This is a genomic window from Hymenobacter jeongseonensis, from assembly GCF_015694725.1.
In the GTDB taxonomy this organism is placed as follows: Bacteria; Bacteroidota; Bacteroidia; order Cytophagales; family Hymenobacteraceae; genus Hymenobacter; species Hymenobacter jeongseonensis.
The window spans coordinates 124,536-150,581 of sequence record NZ_JADQDQ010000008.1 but is presented as its reverse complement, the minus strand read 5'-3'; the positions used below and the strand labels follow the sequence as shown (position 1 = coordinate 150,581).

Sequence of the window (26,046 nt, the reverse complement as noted above, 5' to 3'; positions counted from 1 at the left end):
ATTTGCTATTAGAATTTATGCAATAAAGGCCAACTGGCTTTAGCTACTCGTTGTGCCTATTGCCGCCACCGAAACCCGCAGCCGCTCATTAAATCTAATCTAAGGGCTTGCTCTTGTCGTTGCCGTGCGTACCAGACTTAGGGTTATGAGTTTTTATTTTTTCGCCGATAGCAGGATTCTGCTTTTTGAACCAGGGCTGGCCTCGGTATTTATTGCCACTGTGCAAATGCACTTTACGCACGTGGCAGGTTTCGATGGGGCACGTACGACAGCTTGATGCAATGAATAGCAACAAGACAGGAGCCAAACGGAGGAGCATTTTCATGGCGCAAAGGTAACAAAAGCCTCACCGCCGTTAGATTCTACTTTGCCAGCTCTAATCCTCTCCATCCCATTCGGCCAGGAACTGAGCGACGAATTCTTCCATATACCGGTGCCGTTTAAGGGCTACTGCCCGCGCAGCATCTGTATTGAGCCGGTCTTTGAGGTGCAGGAGCTTCTCGTAAAAGTGGTTGAGGGTAGGTGCCGTATTCTTTTGGTAGCTGGCAAATGAATCGTGAAGAACTGGTGCCACCGCCGGGTCGTGCAGTGCGCGGCCCTTGTGGCCGCCATAGGCAAAGGCCCTGGCTATGCCGATGGCGCCTATGGCATCCAACCGGTCGGCATCCTGCACCAAAGCCGCCTCAATGGAGGAAACTGGCGTAGCCACTCCCACTCCTTTGAAGGACACCTCCCGAATAACGGTTTCGACCCGGGCAATCACATCTTCAGGCGCCGCTTGGGTACGTAGCCATTCGCGAGCGGCACGGGGGCCGGCTTCGTAGTCGCCGTCGTGAAACTTCCAATCCGCAATGTCATGCAGCAGGGCTGCCAACTCTGTCACCAGCGGGTTGGCATCGGGGGAAGCGATGGCAAGGCGGCGGGCCATAAGCCACACGCGACGGATGTGTGCCCAATCGTGCCCACTACCTTCATCGGCAAACTTTTGCTCGATAAAGAGAGCAGTGGCTGGTATTAAATCCATAGTAAGAAATTGTTGTAATAAGATTAAAGTGACAGCTCACAAAGCCGTCATCGTTGCGCTGGCAGACGGTGCGAATGCTAACTGCCAAAACTATATCCCGCCAACGCATCAGTGAATACTAATTACTCAACAGCAGGAATTGGCTTCTTTGCGGTCAGCGTTGCGCCTCCACTGGCAATAACTACCAAAGCAACCGCCAGCCACTGGGTAAAAGAGAGGTGCTCGTGCAGGAAAACCAGTCCACACAATGCCGCCATGGCCGGCCCCAGGCTCATGAGCACACTGAACGTGCGACCGGGGAGCTTCCGAAGCGCGTTCATTTCCAAGGTGAATGGAATGGCGCTCGACAGCAAAGCCAGAGCCAAACCCGATGCCAGCAATGTCGGGGTTAGGTTGAACAGCCCTCCTCCGGCAAAGGTGACCGGCAATACGGTGAGGGCAGCAAATATCATTCCCGTTGCGACGGCTGCAGTTCCGGGCAGCACCTGCGAAACCCGGCCACCCAGCACAATATACGCGGCCCAGCAGGTGCCCGCGACCAATGCAAACAAAGCGCCCAGCAAATCCAACCCGTTGCCATTCCACGGCGCTATCAAGGCAATGCCCGCGGCGGCCAGCAACACCCACACAAAATCCAATACCCGGCGCGAGCTGCTGACCGCGAGCAATAAAGGCCCCATAAACTCCAGCGTGACACATAAGCCTAGCGGAATTCGCGCCAATGCCAGGTAAAAGAACAAATTCATGGCCCCCAGCACAACTCCATACGGAATGATGGCCCGCCATTGGGTACTGGTCAGCTTCCCGAGCGACGGCCGGAATACCGCCAGCAACATCAAGGCCGAGAGTCCAATCCGCAGGCCGGCAGCTCCCGATGGCCCCACGGCCGGGAATAACCCCTTGGCCATGGCTGCTCCAGCCTGCACACTCAGAGAGGCTAACAACACCGAAGGAACGGGCGGCAAGGCATCCAACCGAAGTTTGCTCATAGAAACGGGGATAAACAAAACAGACCCCAGAAATCGCCACCGTAACCGGAACTGCGACTTTTGGGGTCTGTTTCACACATTGAGCCTCCTGCCGGGATCGAACCAGCGACCTACTGATTACAAGTCAGTTGCTCTACCAGCTGAGCTAAGGAGGCGTTGAGGTGGCACAAAAGTACGCAGGCAAACCGTTTTTGCCAGCTCCAATTGCTATTAAAATCACAAAAAAGCCCGACAATATCAGTGCCGGGCCTTTTTACAATGGATAAGCGCTTGATTCTGAAGCAATGTTAGCTCCGAATCATTTTCAACTGCTTTTTCAAGGCTTCAATGCGCTTTTGACCTTCGGCAATGCGCCCTTCGTATTCCTGACGGAGCTGAGCCGCATTTTTCGAACGAGCAAAAAAGGCAAGGTTAGTCTGCAAAGTCGAGTGGTCATTCTCCAACTCATTAATTTCCTTGCGCAACGCCATCTCCTTGCGCGTGAGCTGCTGCTGGGCCTGCGGACGGGCTTTCAAACGCCCAACCTCCACTTGAAACAATAAATCGGCACGGTCAGCATAGCTCAAACCGGGCACGTGGTCAAGGTATTTGCCCAAGTGGGCTAACAGCTGCTCTTCGCTGCGGTCCGCAGTGCCACGGCCGGGTTCTTCGTCGGTAGGGTCAAATTCGGTCACCCAACCGGCCAGCAATTCCCGGAAGCCTTCCAGCGAACCGGGGTTATCAGCGGAAAGCGCGTTTACCTGCTCCGCAATTTTGTCGAGGTGCGCGGTTTGCTCCACCGAAGACTGCTGCACTTTCTCATCACGCTGACGGGCCTCGTGCTTAGGACGCTCAAATACGGCATCGCAAGCCGCCCGGAAACGGTGCCAAAGCTTGTCGGCCAGCTTATCGGGCACGCGGCCCACGTCCTTCCACTCCTTCTGCACCCGAATAACAACCTGGCGAGCTGCGTCACCATCGGGGTTGTTAGCGGCTTCTTCGGCCTGCTCGATGAGTGCAACTTTGGCCCTAACATTGGCCGACTTCTCGTTATCGAGGGACTTAAAGAAGTCGTTTTTCCGGTTAAAGAAAGCTTTATAGGCCGCCCAGTATTGCTTGTTCAGCGCATCGGCCTGGGCGCGGGGCACGAGGCCGGCCGCTTCCCACTCCGCTTTAATTTCCTGGAGCTCATCCGTTTTGGAGCGCCACAGGTTAACGCGGTCCGAATCGAACGCGGCAAAAGGCAACACCCGCTCCAGCAAAGCTTGCTTCACCAGCAAGTTGGCCTTTTCCTGCGTGGAACGCTGGTCCACGAACTCTTTGCGGCGCTGGTGCAGCACATCAGACGCGGCAATAAAGCGCTGCCACAACGGTTCGCGCTGGTCATTGGGTACGGGCCCGATGTGCTTCCACTCTTCGTGCAGCTTGGTTAGCTCGTCGAGCGCCTTGTTGATGCCCGGCACTTGTGCCAAGGCTTCTGCCCGCTTTATCAGCCCTTCTTTGGCCTCCAGGTTGCGCCGGCGGTCCAGGTCCTTCATCTCTAGGAAGCGGCCCTGTTTGCTGTAATAGATATCTAACAGCCCGTGGTACGTATCCCAAATGGCCTGGCTATCGGTTTGGGGCACGGCGCCGGTGGCTTTCCATTCCGCTTGCAGCGCCTTCAGCTTGGCCGAGCTGTCCTTGGTTTCTGCGGCCTCAACCAGCACCCGCAGCTGGTCGAGCAGCTGCTTTTTCTTGATGAGGTTGTCGCCGCGGCTGGCGTCTTCCGCTTTGGCGTCCTTGGCCCGGTTCTCGCGGAACTCCTGCAAGGCCTTATTCAATTCCTGCTGGCCTTCGGGCTGCTGAAAAGCAAAGGCTTCCGCGCCCTCGCCGCCTTCGGCAAACTTTTGGCGCGCAGCGCTCCGGGCCAAGCCCACATTGGCTTCGTACTGACGCGTCAGGTCCTGAATTTGCTTGCGGTTGCGGGTCGCATCGGGACGACGCAACAGGTTTACCAGATAGGCTGCTTGCGCGGGCAGGTCGAGGGAAGTGAAATCAGGAATTTCGGTTTCAGGAACGTAAGTTTCATCGTCATGCGTCTCGGCAACGTCTTCTCCTTCCACGGCGGGCGTAGCATCCAAAGGGGTTTCTTCCGAAGTGGGCAGCGTTGCTAGAACTTCCGAGGCCGTTTCTATTTCCTCGGCAGTGCTAATATGGGCGGTGGGTAGTTCGGGTGCTTGGTCTTCCACGGTAGCTCCGTGCCCACCGGAACCACTCAGGGTTTCAGGGTCGGCAATGGGCGCCGGGTGGGCCGTGGCGATGTGCTCGTCGGCGGGCAATGCTTCGGGATTGGGAGTCACCGTTTCCTCAGCAGCCGGCGCAGCATCGCTGTAGTGAGCCAACGCCCGGGCTTGCGGAGCCGATACTTCATGGCCTTCCACCGTAACGGGATGCGCTACGTGGTGCGAGGTTTCGATGGCAGCCGTGGCCTCCGGCGTGCCGGGCTCTGGCGCAATGGCACCCGCTGCTGCGGCAGCCAAAGGCTCGGCAGTCCCCGCTCCAAGGGGCTCGGCAGCGGGCAATTCAGGGGTACCCTGAGCGGGCAATTCAACTTGTCCCGGTTCTGCTAGTGCGGCGGGTTCCGCCGAATCAGTCGATGCAGGGGCGCCTTGAATTTCGGCGAGACGCCGTTGCAGGATAGTCATCCGGTCTTCCGCAGATGGGTCGGAATCGCCCGAGAGCGGAGCAGTGGGGTTTTCTTCAGCAGCCATAAATCTTCGTAAAAGCCGGCCCTACCAATTGGGCCAGAGGAGAGAGCAAAAAAAAGTAAGAATAAAACAAATTTACGAGCCGGAGCCCGTTCAATTCAAGCGAGGGTCTACCGGATAATTGGCCAGCACTTTAAATCGACCGCCTTTCTCCCGCAGAATATCCCGCCAAAAGGCATCAGATGCCAAAGTAAACACTTTCCCAGCGCTTGCCGGGTGCCGTATCCAACTCTGCCCCTGTATTTCGCCCGCTAATTGACCCGCTGACCAACCCGAATAACCGGCAAAAAGCCGCACGCTACTGGCGTCTACCGCGCCGGTACCGATGAGGCCCAGCAGGAGTTCAAAGTCACCGCCCCAGTACACCTCCTGCCCCAAGTCCGAGGCTCCCGGCAAGTCGGCCCGGCGGTGCAGGTAATGCAGGGTATCGGGCTCAACCGGCCCGCCCACGTAAATGGGCAGCGCGGCAGCAGCGACAGCAACCAGAGGCGGCAACTCCAGCACATCACCGAGCGTGAGCGAGGTAAGGCGGTTGAGTACCAAGCCAAAAGATCCTTCCTCCGGCTCGTCGCGGCACAGAATAATAACGCTGCGCTCGAAGTTGGGGTCGCCGAGGAAGGGTTGCGAGATAAGGAGAGTACCGGGGCGCATAAGGTTCAGCTAGCAGGGAATTGCGACAGAGCAACAGCTGGTATACGACGAATTATCGGGCAAAGGCGGACCCATTACATCGCCGAGCCGCCTGCCAGTTGTTAGTAACTTGCGCCTCAGAAGACGCGCTGCCCATCTAAACAAGCGCATACCCCCGCTGCTTGTTGAGTCTTTCCCCAAACAGAATTTTGGCATTTACCAACGGAACTCATATTTACTCCGTGTTCCGGCACTCAATTGCCGCTTTTTTGATGACCAACTCATCCAACCCGTCACATGATTGACCCGCAACTCGCCGACTTACGCAAGACCTACACCCAGCGTACCCTGGCCGAAACCGACGTGCTGCCCGATGCCGTGCAGCAATTTCGCGTGTGGATGGACGAGGCCCTGGCAGCCCAGCTCGACGAACCCACGGCTTTGACCTTAAGCACCGTGAGTGCAGATGGCCAGCCATCCTCGCGCGTCGTATTGCTCAAAGGGCTGCCCGATGACAGCGGCTTTTTGTTTTACACCAACTACGAATCGCGCAAAGGCCAGGAATTGGCCCATCAGCCGTTAGCAGCCCTCAACTTCTTTTGGCCGGGCCTGGAGCGCCAGGTACGCGTGGAAGGACGGGTTGAGAAAGCGCCGGAAGCCTTATCTACCGAATACTTTCAAAGCCGGCCGCGCAGCAGCCAAATTGGGGCCTGGGCGTCCCCCCAAAGCCAGGTAATTGCGAGCCGGGCTGAGTTGGAAGCCAAGGAAATCCAATTAGCCGAGGAGTTTGGCGACCAGGACCCACTCCCCCGCCCACCCCACTGGGGCGGCTACATCCTGCGCCCACACCGGGTAGAATTTTGGCAGGGCCGGCCCAGCCGATTGCACGACCGCATTGTGTACGAGCTGGCAGGCACAGCGTGGCAGCGCAGTCGCTTAGCCCCCTAGTAGTGGCACGGCTCTTCTGCATTCATCCTCGATTCATTCTTCATCCTTACAAGTTTGGCTGAAATTCAACCCCTCCGTGGCTGGCGCTATAATCCGACGCTGAGTGCCAACATCGATGCGTACGTTTCACCGCTTTTCGATGTGGTATCGGCCAAGCAGCGGGAAGCGCTGTATCGAAACCCGCTCAATTCCATTCACTTGTCGGTGCCTCGGTCCGACGACCCGGCCGCAGCCGCTCTGGCGCGCCTGCGCGAGTGGCAAGCGGCTGGCGTACTGCGTCAGGACGAGTTGCCCGGCCTTTACGTCTACTACCAATACTTCCGGCTGCCAGGCAGTTCGCGGGAGTACTGCCGCAAGGGCTTCATGTGCCACATTCGCGCCTACGACTGGGACGAGAACGTGGTGCTTCGGCACGAGAATACCTTGCCCGCTTCGGTAAATGACCGGGCCGAGCTGCTGGCCCGTACGCAATTTCAAACCAGTGCCACGCACGGGTTGTATCGGGATGAGCAGTTTGAATTGGAGCAATACATGGACGAAGCCATGCGCTCACCCACGCTCGAAACCGAGGAAGACTACCAAGGCGCCCGCGACGTGCTGGCTGTTATTCAGGACGCCGCCACCATTCGCAGCTTTCAGGCCATTCTGGCTTCGCGGCAAGTGATTCTGGCCGACGGTCACCACCGCTACGAAGGCTCTCTGGCCTACCGGCACGCCCGGCAGGCGGCCACCCCCAACGCCACCGGTCGGGAACCCTGGAATTATCATTTGATGTACCTGACCAATGCCGCCGCCGATGACCTGCGCATTCTAGCCACGCATCGGCTCCTACTCGAATTACCGGGCAACCTGAGCGACGCTGAGCTACTGGCTCGGTTAGCGCCCTACTTCACCATTCTGCCCAAGGAAGACGCCAACGACTTACCCGAAATCATTGCGGGCAAGCAGTGGGCTTTTGGCGTGTACCTGGGCGGGCAGGCCTACAAAATCCGGCTGCGGCCGGAGGCGCACGCCCTGCTGAATTGGGATACCACCGAGGAGGTGAAGCAGCTTGATTTGACCGTGCTTCATTTTTTTGTTCTGGAAAAAGTGCTGGGGATTGTTGGTCCCGATGCTCAGCGCGCTTGGCCGGGCATCGCCTACGTGCGCAATTTTGCGGAGTGTCTGCAGCGGGTTGACCGCGGCGAGGCCCGCGCCGCATTCATCGTGAACGAGGTAAGCATGGCCGAAGTGGAAGCCGTATGCCATTCCGGAGCAGTGATGCCGCCCAAATCGACCTTTTTCTACCCCAAAACGATAGGTGGCTTTCTCTTCAGCAGCATTGCCGATGAGGAAGAAGGCAACCTATTCACGAATCAATTCCAAGCCCGACCTGCGTGAAATTAATTTTAGCCTCCAATTCCCCGCGCCGGCGCCAGTTGCTCACTGACCTGGGGCTGCCTTATGAAATCCGGTTGTTGGAAGTCGATGAGTCCTTCCCGGACCACTTGCGGCGCGCCGAAGTGGCCGAGTACCTGGCCGCTCACAAAGCCGCCGCTTATACCGCCGGCCTGGCATCCGACGAAGTAGTGCTAACCGCCGACACCATCGTCTGCCTCGGCGACGACGTGCTCAACAAACCTGCCGACGTGGCGGAGGCCACCGCCATGCTCACGCGCTTGCAAGGCCGGGCCCACGACGTATTCACTGCCGTGTGTCTGCGCTGCGGTGATGGCCGCGAGGTGGTTTTTTCCGACCAGACCACGGTGCATTTCCGCAGCCTCTCCCCTGCCGAAATCAACCACTACATCGCCACGGCCAAGCCGTTTGACAAAGCCGGGGCCTACGGGGCACAGGATTGGCTGGGCATGGTTGGTATTGCCCGGTTGGAAGGCTCTTACTTCACCGTTATGGGCCTGCCGACGCACCGCGTCTGGGAAGAACTGGAAAAGCTGGGCGCCCTGCCCGCCCATAAATGAGGGTAACTGCTCACTTTGTTTGGTTGCTGGGAATTGGGCTACTGGCGCTGTGCATGGCCTATTCGGCGCTGGTATTACACTCCGCTACCTGGGAGGAAGTCCGGGCGCTCGACCTCATTTTTCCGTTTTACGGCCAGCCCATTCGCTTATTCAGCCCCAGCGAATACGCGACATTTCGCGATGCAATGACGCTAGCTGCCCTGGGCATGGGCGGACTGCTGGGCGGGCTGTGCTTTTTTCAGGTTTTTAGAGCAGAAGTCCGGGCTTTATGTGTGGAAATAGCCAGTGGCATTAGGGCACTGCTCTCTAGCTTCAGCATCCTAACCAAGCCTCAAAAACGACTGATTTGGGGGGCATTTGCACTGCTTACGGTACTACGGTTGTATTTCAGCCTCTACAATCCAGAATACGACGACGCCGTTTCGTACGAGGTGTTTGTGAGCAAAGGGTTTTTGGCAACCAATGCGTACTACCCCATTCCCAACAACCACATTTTTTCGAATTCCATTAGCCTGTTGTTTTACCAGCTAAGCCCCGGCTTTTGGTGGACCATGCGGCTCCCGGTCCTGCTCATTAGCACGGGAACTACCATTTTCCTGTTTTTGGGGGTACTACGGCTCACTAGCTTTCGGGTAGCCGGCATTGCAACGGGTTTGTTTAGCTGCTTGCAACTGAGTCTGTATCATGCAGGGGTGGGCCGGGGTTACTGGCTTATGATTCTCCTGGCGGGCGTGGTGTTTTTTAGCACGTTGATTCTGGTTGAGGGCCAGGGCCGGCAGCGGGCGGCCGTGACGGTCCTGGTGCTGGCCGGGGTGGTCGGCTGCTACACAGTGCCGCCTTTTGTGTACGTGCTGGCTTCCGCGTTTTCCTGGCTTGGTGTAACGGCTTTGCGTCGGCGCGACTGGAGCCCACTTGTGCCTATTGCGGCGGCTGGCATTCTGATTTTAGCAGGGGTAGCAGTGTTGTATAGCCCGCTGATTTTTGTATCGGGCTTGAATAAGCTGGTGGGAAATGGGTACGTCGCGTCGCTGCCCCCCGCGAAATTCTGGGCCGGGCTTCCGGCCTACGTCTGGTTCAACGAGGGCTTCATGGCGGGGCAGCGCACCCTGGGGGCATTTATCACGGTCCCAACCTTGGGCGCGGTTGCCTGGCTGTTTTTCGCAGCCCGACATGGCCAGCTGCCGCTCGTGCTCACGCAACGGCTTTGGCGCGTTGGCGTGCCGGCGTTGTGGTTTGCCGGGCTGCCTTACGCGGTTATTCTGGTGCAGCGGGTATTCCCGCCCGAGCGCGTGCTGCTGTACAAAGCTTTCTTCTCCTTAATTCTGCTAGCTCTGGTAGTGGATTGGATATGCTGGCGCTGGCCAAGCCGGCGTTTGCAGTGGTCCATTAGCGTATGCGCCGGGCTGTTTATTACCTACCAGACCTACTCGGTTATACGAGTCAATCCGGCAGCCCGGGGCAGCAACGCGGCCTACCACGACGGCCTGCACTGGCTGGCCACGCAAGCCCCTGGCCCCGTTCTGATTCCGGAGCCTACGCACAACCTTTTCTTTCGCTTCTACGCGCATTCCGAAATGCGGCAGCGCACCTGGCACATCGATAACGACCAGAAGGACACTACCCGCTACGCTTACGTGGTGGCCTTCCCGAAGAAGCGCGGCTTTTTCCAGCCCGAGTTCAGCTTTCCCCCCGCCTATCAAAACCGCGAAGTCGAAATTTATCGGGTCCCGAAAGAATATCCATTGCAAACGAAACCCTGGCGGCACTGAGTGCAGATTTAGTGGCCCCGGGCCAACAACACAATGCCCGCCACAATCAAAATCAGGCCGCCGGCCTGGGGCATGGTCAGGCCTTCGCGCAACACGGCCAGTCCCAACACGGCCGTCAGCAACACCGAACCGCCAACAATGACGGGCGTGCCAACCGAGGAATTGACGCCACGCTGAAACACTACAAAAGTTAGGATTTCGGCCAGTCCAACCCCCAGCCCGGCCAGGGCCGCCAGTAGCACGCCCTTGCCGGTGATGTTCAACGGCTGGCCCTGCAGCTTCAATTTCACCAGCCAAACAGCTCCCAGCGCGGCGGCCACAAGCTGAAGTACCACCGCCCCGGCCGCCGCAGACACATGATTGGCCGCCAGCTTGATAAAAAAGTTATAGAGGGCCAGGCAAAGTGCCGTGAGTAAGGCCAGCGGAAGCCAATGCATACTAAAAAGTCAAGTACGACGCAGTGAGCACAGGCATCACTACACGAGTTTATAGTTACGGTACTCGCCCACGCGGTAGCCCGTGAGCTGCTCAACCAGCTGTTTCAGACGCTCTTTCGACGAATACCTGTTGCGCGACATGTCGTGGGCAAATTTCCAGTTCTGACGCTGAATGCGGGAGTGCATGGCCGCCGGATGCGTGCCCTCAAACAGCTTGAGCGAGTCAATCTGGCTGTAGTCAAATTCCTCGGCAAGAGCCACGTTTTCGGCCATCCATTGGTCGGTGTGCCACAGGCGGTTGAAGGTTTCCTGCTTGCGCTGCATGGCGGCCGGGGGCTTCACCCAGCCGTAGTGATGCACGGTGGCATCAAGCAGCTTCACTTGCAGCTTCTGGTTGGAAGGCTTACGAAAGCCCTGCGCGTCGCGGTACGAATACACACCGATTCCCGGCCGCACTACCCGAATTTCGCGCCGGTACCAGCGGCGGGAGTCGCCCACATAGTCATAGGAACCGTAGAAGTGGCGGTAGTTCAGCAATAGGCCATCCACCCTGCGGTCGGCGGCCCACTGGCTCATTCCGGCTTGAAGCGCGGGGTAGTCGGCTTCGTGCAGCACCTCATCCGCCTGCAGGTAAATGGCCCAGTCGGCATCGGCCGCCACGGCCGCCAAGGCTTTGTCGGTTTCCTGGGCCAGCACCCGGCCGCCTTCGCGCAGCGAGTCGTCCCAAACGGTTTCGATGATGCGGATTTTGGGGGAGCTTATGCTCTTGATTAAGCCCAACGTATCATCGGCAGAACGGCCAACGGCCACCACCACTTCGTCGCAGAGCGGCAGCAGGGAATTAATGCTTTCCACCACCGGGTAGTCGTAGGTGATGGCGTTGCGAACGAACGTGAAGCCAATAACTTTCATGACAGGCTAGCGCAACTGCTCTTTCAACAATTCCATTTCCACGGCGGGTGCCACTTTCTCGTAGAGTACGCGGTAAGCAGCCGTGGTAATGGGCATGTGCACTTTCAGTTTTTTATTGAGCTCGTAGATGCTTTTCACGGCGAAATAGCCCTCGGCTACCATGTTCATTTCCAACTGGGCCGATTTCACGGAATAGCCGCGGCCTACCATACCCCCAAAAGTGCGGTTGCGCGAGAACTGCGAGTACGCCGTCACCAGCAAGTCGCCGAGGTAAGCCGAGGCCGAAAGGTCGCGCGGGTGGGGGTTGATGGCCTGCAAAAACCGGCGAATTTCCTGCACGGCATTGCTCACCAACACGGCCAGAAAATTGTCGCCGTAGCCCAGCCCGTGCGCAATGCCGCCGGTCAGCGCAATGATGTTTTTCATCACGGCGCAGTACTCAATGCCGTCGAGGTCGGAAGCCGGGTAGGCGCGCACGTAGCGGTTGCGCAGCAGCCCGCAAAATTGCTGCGCCAACTCCGTGTCCGGCGAGCCGATGGTGAGGTAACTCTGCTTTTCCAGGGCCACTTCCTCGGCGTGGCAGGGCCCCGCGATGACGCCCAGCTGGTGGCGCCCCAGCCGGAACCGCTCGGCCACGTAGTCCGTCACCAATTGGTTTTTGGCCGGAATCATGCCTTTGATTGCCGAAACCACGCGCTTGTGCTTGAGGGCATCCCGGTCGAGCTTGTCGAGCACCGGCTGCACGTACGCAGCGGGCACGGCCAGCACCAGCCAGTCGGCTTCTTCAATAGCCTGGTCCAGGTCGGTGGTGGGGTACACGCTATTCAGGTCAAACTGCACGGCCGACAAATAGCGCGGGTTGTGGCGGGTGCGCAGCAGGTGCTGCACGTCGTCTTTCGAGCGCAGCCACCAGTCGACGCGGGCGCCGTTTTCGCTGAGTATTTTGGTGAGAGCAGTGGCCCAGGAGCCGCCGCCGAGCATGGCAATTTTTTCCAAATCTGTCGGACTTATCTGTTACGAAACTAAGAACGTCATGCGGAATTGGCCGAAACAACGCTTTTGCAATAGTAAAGATTACTTGCACAAAAGCGCTGCCCCGGCCAATTCGCATGACGTTCAATTCAAACGCTGCGGGTGCTAGTTATCCGATTCGGGCTCTTCTTTCAGGGCCTCCTTGTTGAGACTTTTAGCGTCCTTAATTTCCACCAAAGCCCCATCTTTCAGGGTTTTGGCCACTGCCCGGAACGGTCCGCTTACCACTTGGGCGCCAGCGGGAACTCCGCTCAGGATTTCGATATTTTGAAAATCACTGATGCCAGTTTTAACGGGCGTAAGCACTGCCTTGCCGTCTTTCACCACAAATACCACCTCCTGAATCTCGGGTTTGGGCGCGCCGGCGGCAGGTTCAGCGCCGTTGCCGCGGTCTGAGTTTTCGCGGTCGCCGTTATTCCCGTCGGCCTTGGTGGCCGCCGAATCCGAACGGGTGGTCACCGCCGCCAAAGGCACGCTCAGGGCGCCTTTTTTGCGGTCCGTCACAATATCAACCGACGCCGTCATGCCCGGGCGGAAAGGCACGATGGTTTTGCCCGCTACTACGCGCGTTAGGTGGCGGTAGCTCTCGGGGAGCAGCCGAATACGCACCTCAAACTCCGTCACGGCTTCGGCCGTGAGGGCATCCTTGGCGGTGTTGGCAATGTTGGTCACCAAGCCTTTGAATTTCTCTTTGCGGGTGCTGTAGGCATCCACGTCCACTTCCACCGAGTCACCGATGTTCACGTTGTTCACGTCGTTCTCATTCACGTTCACCCGCACCTCCATATTGTTGAGGTTGGCAATGCGCATGATTTCGGTGCCGGCCATCTGGCTGGTGCCCACTACCCGCTCGCCCTTCTTCACGTTGAGCTTGCTGACAGTGCCACTCACCGGCGCGTAAATGGTGGTTTTGTCGAGGTTGCGGCGCGCTTCCTCCAGCGATGCCGACGCCGCACTCACAGTGCTCTGCGAAGCCCGAATTTGCTGGCGGGCGCTGTTAATTTCCTCCTGTGAGGCATTATAGGCGGCTTGGCTGGCTTCGTATTCGGATTGCGAAATCACCTTTTGCTTGTACAGCGAGGCGTTGCGGCGGTACGTCAGCTCGGTTTGCTTGGCCGAAGCCAGGAGTTGCTGCAAACGGGCCTGCGCCTGACCCACGTTGGCGCGCTGGGTGCCTACCTGGGCATTTTGCATGGCCACCTGGGCCTGGTAGTTGTCCGGCCGAATGCGCAGCAGCAGCTGGCCTTTGCGCACCGAGTCTCCTTCCTGCACATACAGCTGGATGATTTCGCCGGAAACGTCGGGCGAGATTTTCACTTCGGTTTCGGGCTGGAGCTTGCCCGAGGCACTGACTTTCTCTACGATAGTGGTGGGGCCGGCTTTGGACACGAGCACCTCCACGCCGCTCGGCTTGCCTATCCAGCCCTGTTTTTTGGCCACGGTGTAGCCCACGAGCGCCACCAGCAGCACGCCGACAAGAATGTAGAGTAAACGGTTATTTTTCATCTAAATCAAAGGGTGAATGAGGGGTGAAAGACCAAACGGGTACACGAAGCACGCCCAGGCCGGTAGCCGGGATGAAAAACTGGTTCTCACCCTGGCCCCGCGCCCACGTACTTGCACCCGTTGTTATAGCGCCAGGGGTTTGCCTTGGTAGAATTCCAGCACTTTGCGGCGGAAGAAAAATTCGTATTTCGCCTGAATCATATCCGATTCGGCCGCCGTGAGGTTGTTGCGGGCAATATTGAAGTCCGTACCGTTCAACAAGCCGTTATTAAACCGAATTTCGGCATTGCGGAAGGCCAGCTTCAGGGCTTCCACCTGGCGGGCGCTGGCCGCGAAACGGCGCTGGGCTGCCAGCGCATCCGCAAAACTTTGCTGGATGGTTTGGCGCAGCTGCAGGCGCGTTTGCTCCGACCGTAGCTCGGCCTGCTGAATGTTGACCTGAGCCCGCTGCACGCCGACGCGGGTTTGCAAGCCGTTCAGAATGGGAATGTTCAGACTGAACTGGATGAACTCACCCCGGTTATCCGCCAACTGGTCGAAGAAGTTATAAGGCAACATCTCAAATGCCGGCTGGCTCGATACCAACACGTAGGGAGAGGGCGCGTAGCCACCCGGCGCAGCCGGGTCAATCTGGAACACGGGCACTTCCAGCACGTTGTCGGCCACGCGGAGCTGCTGGTTGCGGACCGACGAAAAGCCGGTTTGCACGCCGCCGGCCATCGTGAGGCGGGGATAATATGCGCCGCGGGCAATGTCGATGCCCCGGCGGGCGCTTTGTACGCGCAGCTCAGCGGCTTTGATTTCGGGCTGGTTTTGGCGGGCCAGCTCGAAGGTGGCGTTGGGGTCCAGCCCGTCGGGCGAGGCGGTGGTGTAGGAAGTCGGGTCGGGCAGGGCCGGCACTTCCACCTGGAATTGTGTGGCCGTAGCCGGGTCTAGGTTCAGCAACTGAACCAAGGTGAGCTGGGCCAGGTCGCGCTGGTTTTGCGCCGTCACCAGCGTGCGTTCTTCGCCGGCCAGTTGGGCGCGGCTGTCGAGCAGGTTGCCTTCCGCCACGGCCCCGGCTTTGAGCAGCTTTTCGCTGCGCGTCACTTGGTCGCGCACCGTGCCGAGCCGCGCTTCCGAGGCCCGAATCAGTTCCTGCGCCAGCAACAATTGCAGAAAGGAGGAAGCCACGTTCAGCGACAAATCGTTGCGCGCCTTCACAATATCGACCCGCGCCGCTTGGGCATCGAGTTCGCCTTGCTTCACAGCATTGCGCAGCTGAAAACCCGAAAACAACGTCACCTGCGCGGTGGCGCTGAAGTTGTTGGTGCGCACGTTCAGCTGCTGGAACTGGTTTGTGAAGGGGTCCCGGTTGGTGCCAAAGTTGAAGCCCTGGGTGCCGCTGAGGCCCGCCGTGGGCAGCAACGCGGCCCGGTTCAGGCGCTGGGTGGCTTCCTGCTGCTGCGCCGTCAGCTCGCTTTGGCGCACGGTCAGGTTGTTTTGCAAGGCGTAGTCCACCGCGCGCTGCAAGGTCCAGGTGCCGGTGGCGGGCTGCGGCTGCTTACCCAACGTAGCAGCTGGCGGAGCGGTTGGAGTTTGGGCGTTAGCCACTGGGGGTAGCGCCAGCAGCGCGCCCACAAGCCCCGCCATAGCCAAGGGCCGGGCTTTAAAAAGTGTTGTCGTACTTCGGTTCATCTTGCAGAAAAATAGTGCTTGGAGGTAGCGTATGGTGTTGGGGCTGCCGGCGGCGGGCCGCTTCAGTCTAGTGTGGGAATGTAGGTAATGCGTTGCACCCAACTGAGCTGACGCAAGTAAGCCAGCGTAATGTCTTTGATGGGGCTGTCCATTTCAATGAATTGGCGGGCGGCGTCGTTTCGGCCCTTGCGGCTCACAAACATGGTGGCAATGTTGCACTGGTCGTGGGCAATAACCGAGGCGATGAAGGCAATGGAGCCGGGCACGTCGTTGGCATCGATGATGAGCGTGTGCAGCGCCCCCGAGAAATCAGAGGGAAAGCCGTCGACTTCCACAATCCGGATAACACCGCCGCCCCGGCTTTGGCCCACTACTTCCACACGGTGGCCGGTGCGGTCGTCGTACAGGTTCAGCTTAATGGTGTTCGGGTGCATGGTCGAGGCATTGCCCACGCTCTGAAACGTGTACTTCAGGCCGGCATCAGCCGCGTGGTCGAACGCCGTCCGGATGCGGGTGTCATCGGGGGCATAGCCCAAGAGGCCCGCCACAATGGCACGGTCGGAGCCGTGGCCTTCGTAGGTGCGGGCAAAGGAATTGTAGAACGTGACGACGGCTTCGGTGGGAATGCTCCCCAAAATGCGAATGGCCGCCCGCGCAATGCGCACCACTCCGGCCGTATGCGACGAGCTGGGCCCAATCATCACGGGCCCAATCATATCAAAAATACTGGATTTTTCGGCCATGGGCTTGCGCCATACGTGTAGTTACGGGCTTAAAAGTAGCGGATTTGAGCCAAATCAGCCACTGCTGGACCTGCATTGCCCCAAGAAGCCGCCGCCACCGGGGCTTGGCCAATTTGCTTTCGGGCAAGGATTTCCGACAAAGATGCTACCTGCGCATTTTAGTTGCGCCTTGTGGAACGGCCAGGCGGAGCAACCGCCCCATTCCGTGGTTATTTTCAACGATATTTGCCCAGGCCCACCCAGGCTATTCCCCCACCTTCCCACCTCACCCCCATGCCCACCCAACCCACGCAGGAGGAGTTTTCTCCGGCTGTATTCGAGCAGCTGCGACGACTCCAGGAAAAATACGCCCCCGACGGCCAGGACTTGGCCGCTTACCTCGAAGGCCTGTACCACGCCAAATACATCAACTACTGGGACTACATCGAACTCGATACACTGCTTTCGTTGCAGCGGCCGCTCACCAAGATGCCCGATGAGCGGATTTTCATCATGTACCACCAGATTTCGGAGCTGTACTTCAAGCTTTGCCTCTGCGAATACGAGCAGATTGGCGACCTCACCGCACCGACGCTGGGCGAAGTAGTGCTGCGACTGGGCCGCATCAACCGGTATTTCGACAACCTCATCGACTCGTTCGATGTCATGGTTGATGGCATGGACAAGGACCAGTTTCTGGACTTTCGCATGGCCCTGATGCCCGCCTCGGGGTTTCAATCGGTGCAGTACCGAATGATAGAAATTGCCAGCACCAGCCTCGAAAACCTCACCGACAAAGCCAAGCGGCAAGCCTTAGGAGAAGCTTCGGCCCACGACTACGACCAGATGCTGGGCTGCATTTACTGGAAAGCCGGCGCAACCATTGAGGAGAGCGGAGCCAAGGCCCTTACGCTCATCGAATTCGAGCGCAAGTACACCGCCGACCTCGTGCGCCACGCCGAATCCTTCCACAACCGCAACGTGTGGGCCGTGGTGCAGCGCCTGCCCGAGGAGGACCGCACCCACCCCCGCCTGCTGCGCGCCATGCGCCAGCTCGACGTGAGCGTGAACGTGAACTGGCCGCTCATGCACTTCAAATCGGCGGTGCGCTACCTGCAGCGCAACCCCACCGACATCGCCGCCACCGGCGGCACCAACTGGCGCAATTATTTGCCTCCCAAGTTCCAGCGCCGCATCTTTTACCCGCAGCTCTGGAGCGCGCAGGAGCTGGAAGAGTGGGGCAAAGGATGGGTAGAGCAAGTGCTGGAGGAGGGCGAAGCCGCCACCCGGCCCCGGAGAGTTGCTACCCAATCAGGCGCTGCGGGCTAGAAATCCGCTCGATTGACCACGAAAGAGGCAGGCATCCGTATGGGAAAGCCTGCCTCTCTTTTTTTAAATATCATGACTGAAGCCGACCAGAAACTTATCGACAGCACCCTTGGGCAAATGCGGGCGCTCCACACCAACATGGGCACTATGTGGGACGGCGATGCCATTGCCGCCTTTTATTATAATGTATTGACCGGCGCCATCGCCCGCAACGGCCCCGAGCTGGCCAGGCCGCTCATGGAAATACTGACCGAAGTGTACGAGAACACGGCCAAATCGCACGTGGACCTCGGCAGGCTAACGACAGGCCTTTCCTCTCCCAACGTAGCCCCAGCGAGCGACTCGACGCTGCCGGAATAGCTGGCCAATCCTCACTCCGGCGCCATGCGGGAGTTGGTTTGGGTCTCGCTCATGCGCCAGTAGACCAGCAGCGACAAAAACGCACAAACCGTAACGTACCAATAAAACCACTCTTCCACGCCCTGGTTCTTGGCGAAAAGCGCGACGTATTCCGCAGTGCCGCCAAAAATGGCCACCGTCAGGGCAAACGGCAGCCCCACGCCCAGCGCCCGAATTTCCGTCGGGAACAGTTCCGCCTTCACCACCGCGCTGATGGAAGTGTAGCCGCTCACCACAAACAGGGCCGCCACCAGCAGGCCCGCCGCTACCCAAGCATCCTGCGTCTGGGCCAGCAGGCGCAGCAGCGGCACCGTGCCCAAAGTGGCTCCAATGCCAAACAAAAGCAACACCGGCCGCCGACCAATTTTGTCCGAAATAGCCCCCAGCAGGGGTTGAAACAAAAGCGCTACCGCCATCACGCCAAACGAAATGAGCGTAGCCATTTCCTTGCTGAAGCCCGAGGTGTTTACTAGAAATTTCTGCGCATAGGTGGTGAACGTGTAGAAAGCCAACGTGCCACCCAGCGTGAGGCCGACTACCGTAAGCACGGCCCTAGGGTGCTGCATCAGCAAGCGCAGCTGGCTCGGCGAAGGGGGCCGGCCCTCTCCTTCGGCTCCGGCCGTGGCCAGCACTTGTTGCTGCTGCTCAAAAGCGGCTGTTTCGCCCATGTGCGTTCGCAGATAAAGCGCGCCCATCGCCGCAACAGCCCCAATCACGAAGGGCACTCGCCAGCCCCACTCGCCCAGTTGCTCGGCAGTGAGCACCCGCTGCAACCCCAGCTGCACCACCAAGGCCAGGAGTTGGCCACCCATCAAAGTGAGGTATTGAAAGCTGGACCAAAACCCGCGGTGCTTGGCACCGGCCATCTCGCTCAGGTAGGTGGCTGAAGTGCCGTACTCGCCCCCCACGCTAATGCCTTGAATCAGGCGGGCCAGCAGCAGCAAAGCTGGTGCTGCCACCCCGATAATGGCAAATCCTGGCGTAACGGCAATCAGTAGTGAGCCCCCCGCCATGAGTTGGACGGAGAGCAACAACGCCGCTCGCCGGCCAAATCGGTCGGCGTACGCGCCCAACAGCCACGCTCCCAACGGCCGCATTAGAAAGCCCACCGCAAAGATGGCCGCAGTATTAAGCAGCTGCGCCGTGGCGCTCCCTTTGGGAAAGAATACCGGTGCGAAATACAAGGCAAACGCCGAATACGCATACCAATCGTACCATTCAACCAAGTTGCCAATGGAGCCGCTGATGATGGAGCGCAGCCGCGAAACAGGGTGTGGAAAAGAGAGTGAAATCATGCAGCAAATTAGCGCCTATTACAAACCCCAACGGTAGGACTACAAAAAAGGAAACTTCAACCAAGCGCGGATTGCTTACAATCCCAATTGACGCGAGTTGGTACAACTCTAGTTTTTGCTTGCCTGAAAATTGGTTGAGTCAAATGACCCTTCTTCAGTGCAAAGTTTGATGGTGCTTGTCAGCACTTTTTCAGCCCAAACACTGTGCTCGTAACTTTGCGTAGCGTAGCCCGAAAACCGGTATCGTCTTAAAGGATAGCCACCTTTCATATTACACAAATGTTAAAACAAGAATTAGAAATTCTACTCGCTCCTGAAATTGCGTTTGATGAGTTTGCGCAGTACGAAGCCATTTTAAAACAAGCAGGCTTGGCTCCTGGAGAAGCGGATTTCGTTCATTTACGACGCCGTTCTATCGATGCGCGTGGCCGCCAAGCTTTGGTAAGACTGCGCGCAGATGTGTACCAAAGCGCCCCCCCTGCTGATTTATTCGGCCCTTGGTTCATTTATCCAAATGTGAATACAAGCACCCCGCGTGTTCTCATAATTGGGGCAGGTCCGGCTGGGCTTTTTGCGGCGCTGCGCTGCCTGGAGCTGGGCTTAAAACCAATTGTACTGGAACGAGGCCGCGACGTGCGAGCGCGCCGCCGGGACTTAGCCGCTATCAACAAAGAGCAACTCGTCAATCCAGATTCCAATTATTGCTTTGGTGAAGGAGGCGCGGGCACTTATTCAGATGGCAAACTCTACACCCGTGCCACCAAGCGCGGCGACGTTGGGCGGGTGCTGCGGCGATTTGTCCAGCACGGAGCGACGCCCGATATTTTGGTGGATGCCCATCCTCACATCGGCACCAATAAATTGCCGGCCGTGGTTCAGGCCTTGCGCGAAGCCATTATAGAAGCAGGTGGAGAGGTGCATTTCGACACCCGTGTTACCGACCTCATTCTCGAAAACAATGTTCTGCGGGGCGTGGTCACGGCTACCGGCGAGGCGCTGGAAGCGGAAGCCACTATTCTCGCTACCGGCCACTCGGCACGGGATATTTATGAACTTTTGCACCGCCGCGGCGTGCTCATCGAAGCCAAGCCCTTCGCCTTGGGCGTACGGGTGGAGCACCCGCAAGCCCTAATTGACCAAGCCCAGTATCGCCGTGCCGAGCGCGGCCTGTTGCCGGCCGCTTCGTACGCGTTGGTTCACCAAACCGAAGTGCACGGGGAGCAACGCGGCGTGTTTTCTTTTTGCATGTGCCCGGGCGGCTTTATTGTGCCGGCGGCCACGTCACCGGGCGAAGTAGTGGTGAATGGCATGTCGCCCAGCCGGCGCGACTCCCGCTTTGCCAACTCCGGCATCGTGGCAGCAGTCGAACTATCGGACATGGACGTGAAGCAATACGGCCCCTTGGCGGGCCTGCACTTTCAGAAGGCCATTGAACAGCTGGCCTGCCAGGCAGCCGGTGGCACCCAGCGGGCCCCCGCGCAACTGCTGGGCGACTTTCTTAAGCGGAAACAGTCCACCAATCTGCTGGAAACGTCTTACCAGCCCGGACTGGTGTCGACCCGCATGGACGACGTACTGGGGCCGGTGCTGGCCGAGCGCCTTCGCCAGGGCTTCACCGATTTTGGCCGTAAGATTCCCGGCTACGCCACCAATGCCGCGCAGATTGTGGGCGTCGAAAGCCGCACATCGGCTCCGGTGCGCATTCCGCGCGACAAAGACACCTTGGAGCACCCCGTGGTACGGGGCCTGTTTCCTTGTGGTGAGGGCGCGGGCTATGCCGGCGGCATTGTGTCGGCCGCGATGGACGGTGAGCGCTGCGCCGAAGCGGTTTTGGCCCTGCGGCGGTAGGGTTCAGCTTCAGCCAGCAGGCTCGTGTTTTTCGTATCAGTGAAAAGCATATTGTTTGTTTCACCTCACTCCTGCCCGGTGGCCCACGGCTGCGGGCGTCCTCTTTCCATGAAAAAAACCCTCGTCCTCGGCGCTTCCGACAATCCGGACCGGTACTCGTTTCGCGCTGCTCATATGCTCAAAAACCACGGCCACGAAGTCGTTCCGGTCGGCATTCGCAAAGGGCAGGTGGCCGGCATGGCCATCCACACCGACCGGCCCATGGAAACTGATATCGACACGGTAACGCTCTACGTCGGGACCCGGAACCAGCCCGGATGGTACGATTACATCCTGGACCTGCAACCCAAGCGCATTCTCTTTAACCCGGGCACCGAAAACCCCGAACTGGCACGCCTGGCCCACGAACGCGGCATTGCGACGGAAGAAGCCTGCACCTTGGTACTGCTTTCGATTGGCCAATACTAAGTAACTCAAACCCAAACCGGGGTTTCGAGACGTGGCCTCACCGCATTCTTTCTCATCTTAAATGCTAACCCGCGATGCCTTCTCGCTTTGTCTGGCTCCTTGTGGTCATGCTCTTGGCTGCCTCGGCCCGGAGTACGGCCCAGGTGGGAGGCGAGGCGGCGGTGGGTTCGCCGCTGTCCATTTATCCGGATTCGGTTCTCGCGGATGTGTCGCACCATCCCATTGGCATCAACCTCGACTTCCTGACCGACGATGACCAGTACTTAAATCCCCGGCGGCGGTTGGTTGATGCCCTTAAAGCCATGGGCGTGAAATACCTGCGCTACCCCGGCGGCAACAAGTCCGACTTTTACCTGTTTTCGCACCCGCCCTACCGCAAGGCAGTGCCCACGCTGGCCCGCACCGGCCCGGGTGCGGTGGGTGACCGCAGCATCATGCTGAATGAGAAGGGCACGGCTTTCAAGTTTCCGGTGCTGGACTTTGACGAGTTCATGGACATTTGCCGGGCGGTGGGCGCGGAGCCGGTGCTGGTGGTTGCCGCCGACGAGTACACGGGTCCCTACCCGGCTGGTTGCACCTGGGCGTCGAGGCAGCAGTTGCTGGACCACGCCGTGGAATGGGTGCGCTATGCCAACAAGAAAATGGGCTACCACGTGAAGTATTGGATGATAGCCAACGAAACCTGGAACCACGCGCCGGCCAACGGGGCCGCCGTGTACGCCGAAGACGTCGTGGCCTTTTCGAAAGCCATGAAAGCCGTGGACCCTTCCATCTATATTATTCCGAACGGCAACACGGAAGCGTGGTGGCAAACCGTACTAACCAAAACTGCCGGGCACATCGACGCGATTTGTGTGAGCAACTACCCGTTCAGCGCCTGTGATACGCTGCGGCAGCTCACCCGGCCGGTTGACATTGCCAGCCGGGCCATTGAGCAATATGCTTCGCCGGCTGACCGGCTGAAGCTGCGAGTAATCGTGGCAGAATACGGGCCCTTTAACTGGTGTGCGGGCGCCGAGGATTCGTTTTTGAACTCGATGCGTAATAACCTGACCAACCTGGAAATCAGCCTGGAGCAGTTGCAGCATCCCAGGGTGGCCTTTTCCTGCTTCTGGACGACCCGCTGGATTGAGAATGCCGATGGCAAACACGATGGCTACAATGCCCTCGACCGAGATGGAAATTTCAATGCCAACGGGCTGGGATTGATGCTGCTGGGCAATTTCCTGGGCAGCCACATGATTCGGACCCGCAGCCGGACCCCGCTCAAAACCTACGCCAGCATCGACAAGCCGCACCACAAGCTGTACGTATATGTATTGAATCCATCGTCTGAAACGGTTTCCATTCGGCCCGAAATTGCCCGTAGCACCCTCGGCGCACCCAGCCGGGCGCACGAGCTAGCCGGCCAAAACGCCGGTGATACCAAACCAATATGGCGGCTTTTGCCAGCCAGTGGCGGCACCACTCAACTCATTGCGGGAACTAGTGTACGGGTGCTTGAGTACGAATTGCCTTAGCACTTACTTAGCATGATTAATCACGGGCAACGTTTTTGGCTCAGACTTCAATACCTGTTCCAGGTACGCATTTTGATACTGGACCCAGGCTGCCAGGCGCTGCTGGCTTTCCTCCACCAATTGCGGCATTTGGGCCGCGAGGTCGGTGGTTTCGCGGGGGTCTTTTTTTATGTCGAATATCTGGGTTTTGCTGGTGTAGGCATTGAAAACAATCTTGTATTCAGGCGTCCGAATACCAAAAGTGTACTGCGAATACGGACTGAAAAAGTAGGCCCTGTTTACCCGTGTTGGACTAAACAAACTAGCGCCCTGCCAGGCCTTAGGAATGGGCAAACCCAGCACATCGAAGATGCTGGGCGCAATGTCTACCTGGCCGCCCACGGCGTCCAGCGTTTCGCCCCGGAAAAGCAGCGGGTTTATTAAAAGCAGTGGAATTCGCACATTTTCTTCGTAAACGTTGCCAGCGTGCCCGTATTGCATGTGCCGGCCAAAGGCCTCGCCGTGGTCGCCAACCACCACAACCAAAGTTGATTCGGCCAAGCGGCGCCGGTTTAGTTCATTGAATAATTTCCCCAACTGCTTGTCGGTATGGTGCAGGGCGTTGAGGTAGCGGTTGAGGTAACGCTCCTGCACCCGGAAGTTTTTTTGTTTGCCAGGCGGCGGAAAGTAGGGATAGTGGGTTTGGGCCGTCCATAGGGTGACAAAAAATGGAGCGCCCGTGGTGTCAGCGGGCAGCCAGTCGAGGCCGGCTTGTACGAGACACTCTTCGTTGGCACTATCCAGAAAATCGTTTTCCTTGGGGTTGACCTTCCGCACCGGTCCGGTACAGACAATTGTTCGGTAATCGGCCACGACATCGAACTTGCGGTGGGCCAAAAAGCCCTTGATGTTTTGAAAGCGCGTGTCGGCAGCAAAGAAAAAACCCGTTCGGTAGTGCCGCCTTTTCAACTCCGAGCTGAGCGAAGGTACCCGGATGGCGGGGTTTTCTTTTGAAATGCTTTCGTAGGATATTCTTGGGTAAAGCGACCCCAGCAGCGCGACCACGGCATTGTTGGTACTCGGCATGTGGGCGTACATGTCCGTGACCCGGAGGGCGTGCGGCACCTGGCGCGCCAGGTGCGGCATGGCATTGATACGGGTTTGGTAGCCCGGCACATATTCGGCCGGCACCGATTCCAGCACCACCAATACCACGTTCCGAATGCGGGAGTTGACCGGCGCCTTGGTTGCAATGACTTGGGAAACTGCCGGCATGGGAAAGGATTCAAAACCCATTGGCACCTGCATGGTAAACAAATCGGGTGAGGAAACGAATGCCACGTATACCGATTTAGAAAAGGCCAGCACGGGATTGGCCACGGTCTTGTAGGTAAGGTCGTTGCGGGCCACCGAGCGCGGCGCCACTACAAAATAGACCAGCAAGTTGCCGCAAAGCACCGCCAATACCGGACGGAAATATCGATTCTGGGCGTCTACACGCTGTACTAGCGCCCATAAGGCGTAGCTACTCAGCAACAGCAAGGCACTCCAGCCCAGTAGTTGGCCAAACCAAGTCCACGAGAGGTTGGCCCGCATGGCCGCATCAAAGTCACTGTTCTGCATGAAGTCAGAATAGTAAAGCCAGCCATAGGTCATGGGGCCACCCATAATACTGCTGGTAATCACATAAGAATGGCCAATTAATACGCAAAACAGGGCCACTCCCACAAATGCCCCCACCAAAAATGACTGGGCCCGCGGCCGGTGTTGCACCAACCATGCCGCCGTCATAAAGACCAAGCCCAGGGCCGTCGCCAGTAGTAAATCGTAGTAGCTGGCCAGCAAGATGATATAGAAACCCCGGAAGTAGCCAAACACAATGTGGTAAGGAATGGCAAGGACTTGCGGGCGAATCAGAAACAACACCACCATGAGGCTGAGCGTGATGCAGCCCAGCTTGCGTAGCGTAACGGACAACATAGCAATAGCAGAAATATCATGTTAACTCTATAATTAGCTGATAAGCCCCCTTGTATAAGGGCCTATCCATCGAAACTGGCTCGCCTAATGGGCAGCGGCAACTGCATAAGCCTTGGCCATGGGGCAAGCGCCATCAGTTAGCAGGCCCTGGCGCTTTCCAGGGAATAATGTTGAAAACATTACTCTTCATCCACAGGTGTGGACCGGGTTATCCTGTCTACACCTGTGGAATCGTCTGATTGGAGTGGCCTTAGATTGCCAGCGTATTTGGCGGCCGGTTATGCTAATCCACCTTTTGTAGCGTCTTAAGATTAGCCATAGGCAAGAAATTTAATAGCGGATTGTATAGAAGCCTGTTAGTTCATTTCTGAAATCAGAGGCATGGCAAAAAACAACTACTTATTTATATTTTTAATTTAAATAATTCCAACAATTTGCACTTTGCCCCTGAGCACAACTAGCATTAATTAAACAAGTGGTCACAACCGCTTTGGAAGTCAAAAATTACGGTTAGGCTGCGGGGTAAGTTGGCGGGCCAAAATCAAACCAGCACACCATGTTATTTATTAATTTACGTGTTAATACCCATCATAATACGTACTTAACTGCATAAAATCTCTGACAGCTTCGTTTACATTTGCCTCGCCTGCCTATATTCATGGCAATCTTTATTTGTATTCTATGAAACAGTTGCCCTATCAATTAGTGTCCAAGCAAGAGCGTCAGTACATGATGGACAGCGTATTGAACATTATCAAGAATAAATCGCAGGAACCTAATCCGGTTGAGTGCATGCTGCTGGAATGGTTTGTGCTGGGAGAATTGACCGTGGAGCAGTTGCTTGACTTTTTGCAGGCCGCAAACCAACAGCAGGCCCTCGATGCGCTCCAGAATTAAG

The 26,046-nt window shown here is 57.7% G+C and carries 23 protein-coding genes and 1 tRNA gene; 10 read left to right on the top strand and 14 right to left on the bottom strand.

What is annotated here, in order from left to right; all coding sequences use genetic code 11:
- Positions 1-94 precede the first annotated feature (94 nt).
- From I2I05_RS16145 to I2I05_RS16120, 6 genes are all read right to left on the bottom strand, one after another.
- Positions 95-325, bottom strand: coding sequence for a hypothetical protein (locus tag I2I05_RS16145; protein WP_196283291.1), 231 nt, complete (start codon positions 323-325; stop codon positions 95-97).
- Between the two features lie 51 nt (positions 326-376).
- Complete coding sequence (locus I2I05_RS16140) at positions 377-1,024, bottom strand: HD domain-containing protein (RefSeq protein ID WP_196283290.1); 648 nt, start codon at positions 1,022-1,024, stop codon at positions 377-379.
- A 122-nt stretch (positions 1,025-1,146) separates the two neighbouring features.
- Entirely contained in the window at positions 1,147-2,013 is an 867-nt protein-coding gene (locus I2I05_RS16135; protein WP_196283289.1) for an EamA family transporter, read from the bottom strand.
- A gap of 82 nt (positions 2,014-2,095) precedes the next feature.
- Positions 2,096-2,168 (bottom strand) — tRNA-Thr (locus tag I2I05_RS16130).
- 132 nt (positions 2,169-2,300) lie between these two features.
- Positions 2,301-4,742, bottom strand: coding sequence for a DUF349 domain-containing protein (locus I2I05_RS16125; RefSeq protein ID WP_196283288.1), 2,442 nt, complete (start codon positions 4,740-4,742; stop codon positions 2,301-2,303).
- Positions 4,743-4,832: 90 nt separating this feature from the next.
- Complete coding sequence (locus tag I2I05_RS16120) at positions 4,833-5,390, bottom strand: YqgE/AlgH family protein (protein WP_196283287.1); 558 nt, start codon at positions 5,388-5,390, stop codon at positions 4,833-4,835.
- A gap of 276 nt (positions 5,391-5,666) precedes the next feature.
- On the opposite strand from I2I05_RS16120, the gene pdxH reads away from it, so the two are divergent.
- From pdxH to I2I05_RS16100, 4 genes are read left to right on the top strand one after another with little or no spacing between them, the layout of a single operon-like run.
- Entirely contained in the window at positions 5,667-6,317 is a 651-nt protein-coding gene (gene pdxH / locus I2I05_RS16115; protein ID WP_196283286.1) for a pyridoxamine 5'-phosphate oxidase, read from the top strand.
- Between the two features lie 54 nt (positions 6,318-6,371).
- Entirely contained in the window at positions 6,372-7,697 is a 1,326-nt protein-coding gene (locus I2I05_RS16110) for a DUF1015 domain-containing protein (protein ID WP_196283285.1), read from the top strand.
- Positions 7,694-8,275 (top strand): Maf family protein, encoded by a 582-nt coding sequence (locus I2I05_RS16105; RefSeq protein ID WP_196283284.1) that lies wholly within the window; start codon positions 7,694-7,696, stop codon positions 8,273-8,275. Before I2I05_RS16110 ends, I2I05_RS16105 begins: the two co-directional genes overlap by 4 nt.
- Complete coding sequence (locus I2I05_RS16100) at positions 8,272-10,044, top strand: hypothetical protein (RefSeq protein ID WP_196283283.1); 1,773 nt, start codon at positions 8,272-8,274, stop codon at positions 10,042-10,044. Before I2I05_RS16105 ends, I2I05_RS16100 begins: the two co-directional genes overlap by 4 nt.
- An 8-nt stretch (positions 10,045-10,052) precedes the next feature.
- Here I2I05_RS16100 and I2I05_RS16095 read toward each other — a convergent pair whose 3' ends face one another.
- The 6 genes from I2I05_RS16095 to sdaAB all read right to left on the bottom strand — a co-directional run bounded on the left by I2I05_RS16095 (position 10,053) and on the right by sdaAB (position 16,351).
- Positions 10,053-10,481: an EamA family transporter gene (locus I2I05_RS16095; protein ID WP_196283282.1), complete on the bottom strand. Its 429-nt coding sequence runs from the start codon at positions 10,479-10,481 to the stop codon at positions 10,053-10,055.
- Positions 10,482-10,520: 39 nt separating this feature from the next.
- Positions 10,521-11,393, bottom strand: coding sequence for a glycosyltransferase family 2 protein (locus I2I05_RS16090; RefSeq protein ID WP_196283281.1), 873 nt, complete (start codon positions 11,391-11,393; stop codon positions 10,521-10,523).
- Between the two features lie 6 nt (positions 11,394-11,399).
- Entirely contained in the window at positions 11,400-12,389 is a 990-nt protein-coding gene (locus I2I05_RS16085; RefSeq protein ID WP_230688367.1) for an NAD(P)H-dependent glycerol-3-phosphate dehydrogenase, read from the bottom strand.
- 141 nt (positions 12,390-12,530) lie between these two features.
- Positions 12,531-13,931 carry an efflux RND transporter periplasmic adaptor subunit gene (locus I2I05_RS16080; protein WP_196283280.1) on the bottom strand — a complete coding sequence of 467 codons (1,401 nt, stop codon included), beginning with the start codon at positions 13,929-13,931 and terminating at the stop codon, positions 12,531-12,533.
- A gap of 123 nt (positions 13,932-14,054) precedes the next feature.
- Positions 14,055-15,608: a TolC family protein gene (locus I2I05_RS16075; RefSeq protein ID WP_196283279.1), complete on the bottom strand. Its 1,554-nt coding sequence runs from the start codon at positions 15,606-15,608 to the stop codon at positions 14,055-14,057.
- A 62-nt stretch (positions 15,609-15,670) separates the two neighbouring features.
- A complete protein-coding gene (gene sdaAB, locus I2I05_RS16070) occupies positions 15,671-16,351 on the bottom strand; it encodes an L-serine ammonia-lyase, iron-sulfur-dependent subunit beta (RefSeq protein WP_196283278.1) in 681 nt (226 codons plus the stop codon).
- A gap of 273 nt (positions 16,352-16,624) precedes the next feature.
- On the opposite strand from sdaAB, the gene I2I05_RS16065 reads away from it, so the two are divergent.
- Together I2I05_RS16065 and I2I05_RS16060 are read left to right on the top strand one after the other, a co-directional pair.
- Positions 16,625-17,659 (top strand): tryptophan 2,3-dioxygenase family protein, encoded by a 1,035-nt coding sequence (locus I2I05_RS16065; protein ID WP_196283277.1) that lies wholly within the window; start codon positions 16,625-16,627, stop codon positions 17,657-17,659.
- 72 nt (positions 17,660-17,731) lie between these two features.
- On the top strand, positions 17,732-18,019 hold the full coding sequence (locus tag I2I05_RS16060; protein ID WP_196283276.1) for a hypothetical protein: 288 nt from the start codon (positions 17,732-17,734) through the stop codon (positions 18,017-18,019).
- Positions 18,020-18,030: 11 nt separating this feature from the next.
- Here the strand turns inward: I2I05_RS16060 and I2I05_RS16055 are convergent, their stop codons facing one another.
- Complete coding sequence (locus tag I2I05_RS16055) at positions 18,031-19,353, bottom strand: MFS transporter (RefSeq protein ID WP_196283275.1); 1,323 nt, start codon at positions 19,351-19,353, stop codon at positions 18,031-18,033.
- Between the two features lie 279 nt (positions 19,354-19,632).
- Between I2I05_RS16055 and I2I05_RS16050 the strand changes: the two genes are divergently transcribed.
- From I2I05_RS16050 to I2I05_RS16040, 3 genes are all read left to right on the top strand, one after another.
- Positions 19,633-21,201 (top strand): NAD(P)/FAD-dependent oxidoreductase, encoded by a 1,569-nt coding sequence (locus tag I2I05_RS16050; RefSeq protein ID WP_196283274.1) that lies wholly within the window; start codon positions 19,633-19,635, stop codon positions 21,199-21,201.
- Between the two features lie 108 nt (positions 21,202-21,309).
- A complete protein-coding gene (locus I2I05_RS16045) occupies positions 21,310-21,669 on the top strand; it encodes a CoA-binding protein (RefSeq protein ID WP_196283273.1) in 360 nt (119 codons plus the stop codon).
- Positions 21,670-21,776: 107 nt separating this feature from the next.
- Complete coding sequence (locus I2I05_RS16040; protein ID WP_196283272.1) at positions 21,777-23,189, top strand: hypothetical protein; 1,413 nt, start codon at positions 21,777-21,779, stop codon at positions 23,187-23,189.
- Between the two features lie 3 nt (positions 23,190-23,192).
- Here the strand turns inward: I2I05_RS16040 and I2I05_RS16035 are convergent, their stop codons facing one another.
- Positions 23,193-25,148 (bottom strand): LTA synthase family protein, encoded by a 1,956-nt coding sequence (locus tag I2I05_RS16035; RefSeq protein ID WP_196283271.1) that lies wholly within the window; start codon positions 25,146-25,148, stop codon positions 23,193-23,195.
- A gap of 681 nt (positions 25,149-25,829) precedes the next feature.
- Here I2I05_RS16035 and I2I05_RS16030 point away from each other — a divergent pair.
- Positions 25,830-26,045, top strand: coding sequence for a hypothetical protein (locus tag I2I05_RS16030; RefSeq protein WP_196283270.1), 216 nt, complete (start codon positions 25,830-25,832; stop codon positions 26,043-26,045).
- Position 26,046 lies beyond the last annotated feature (1 nt).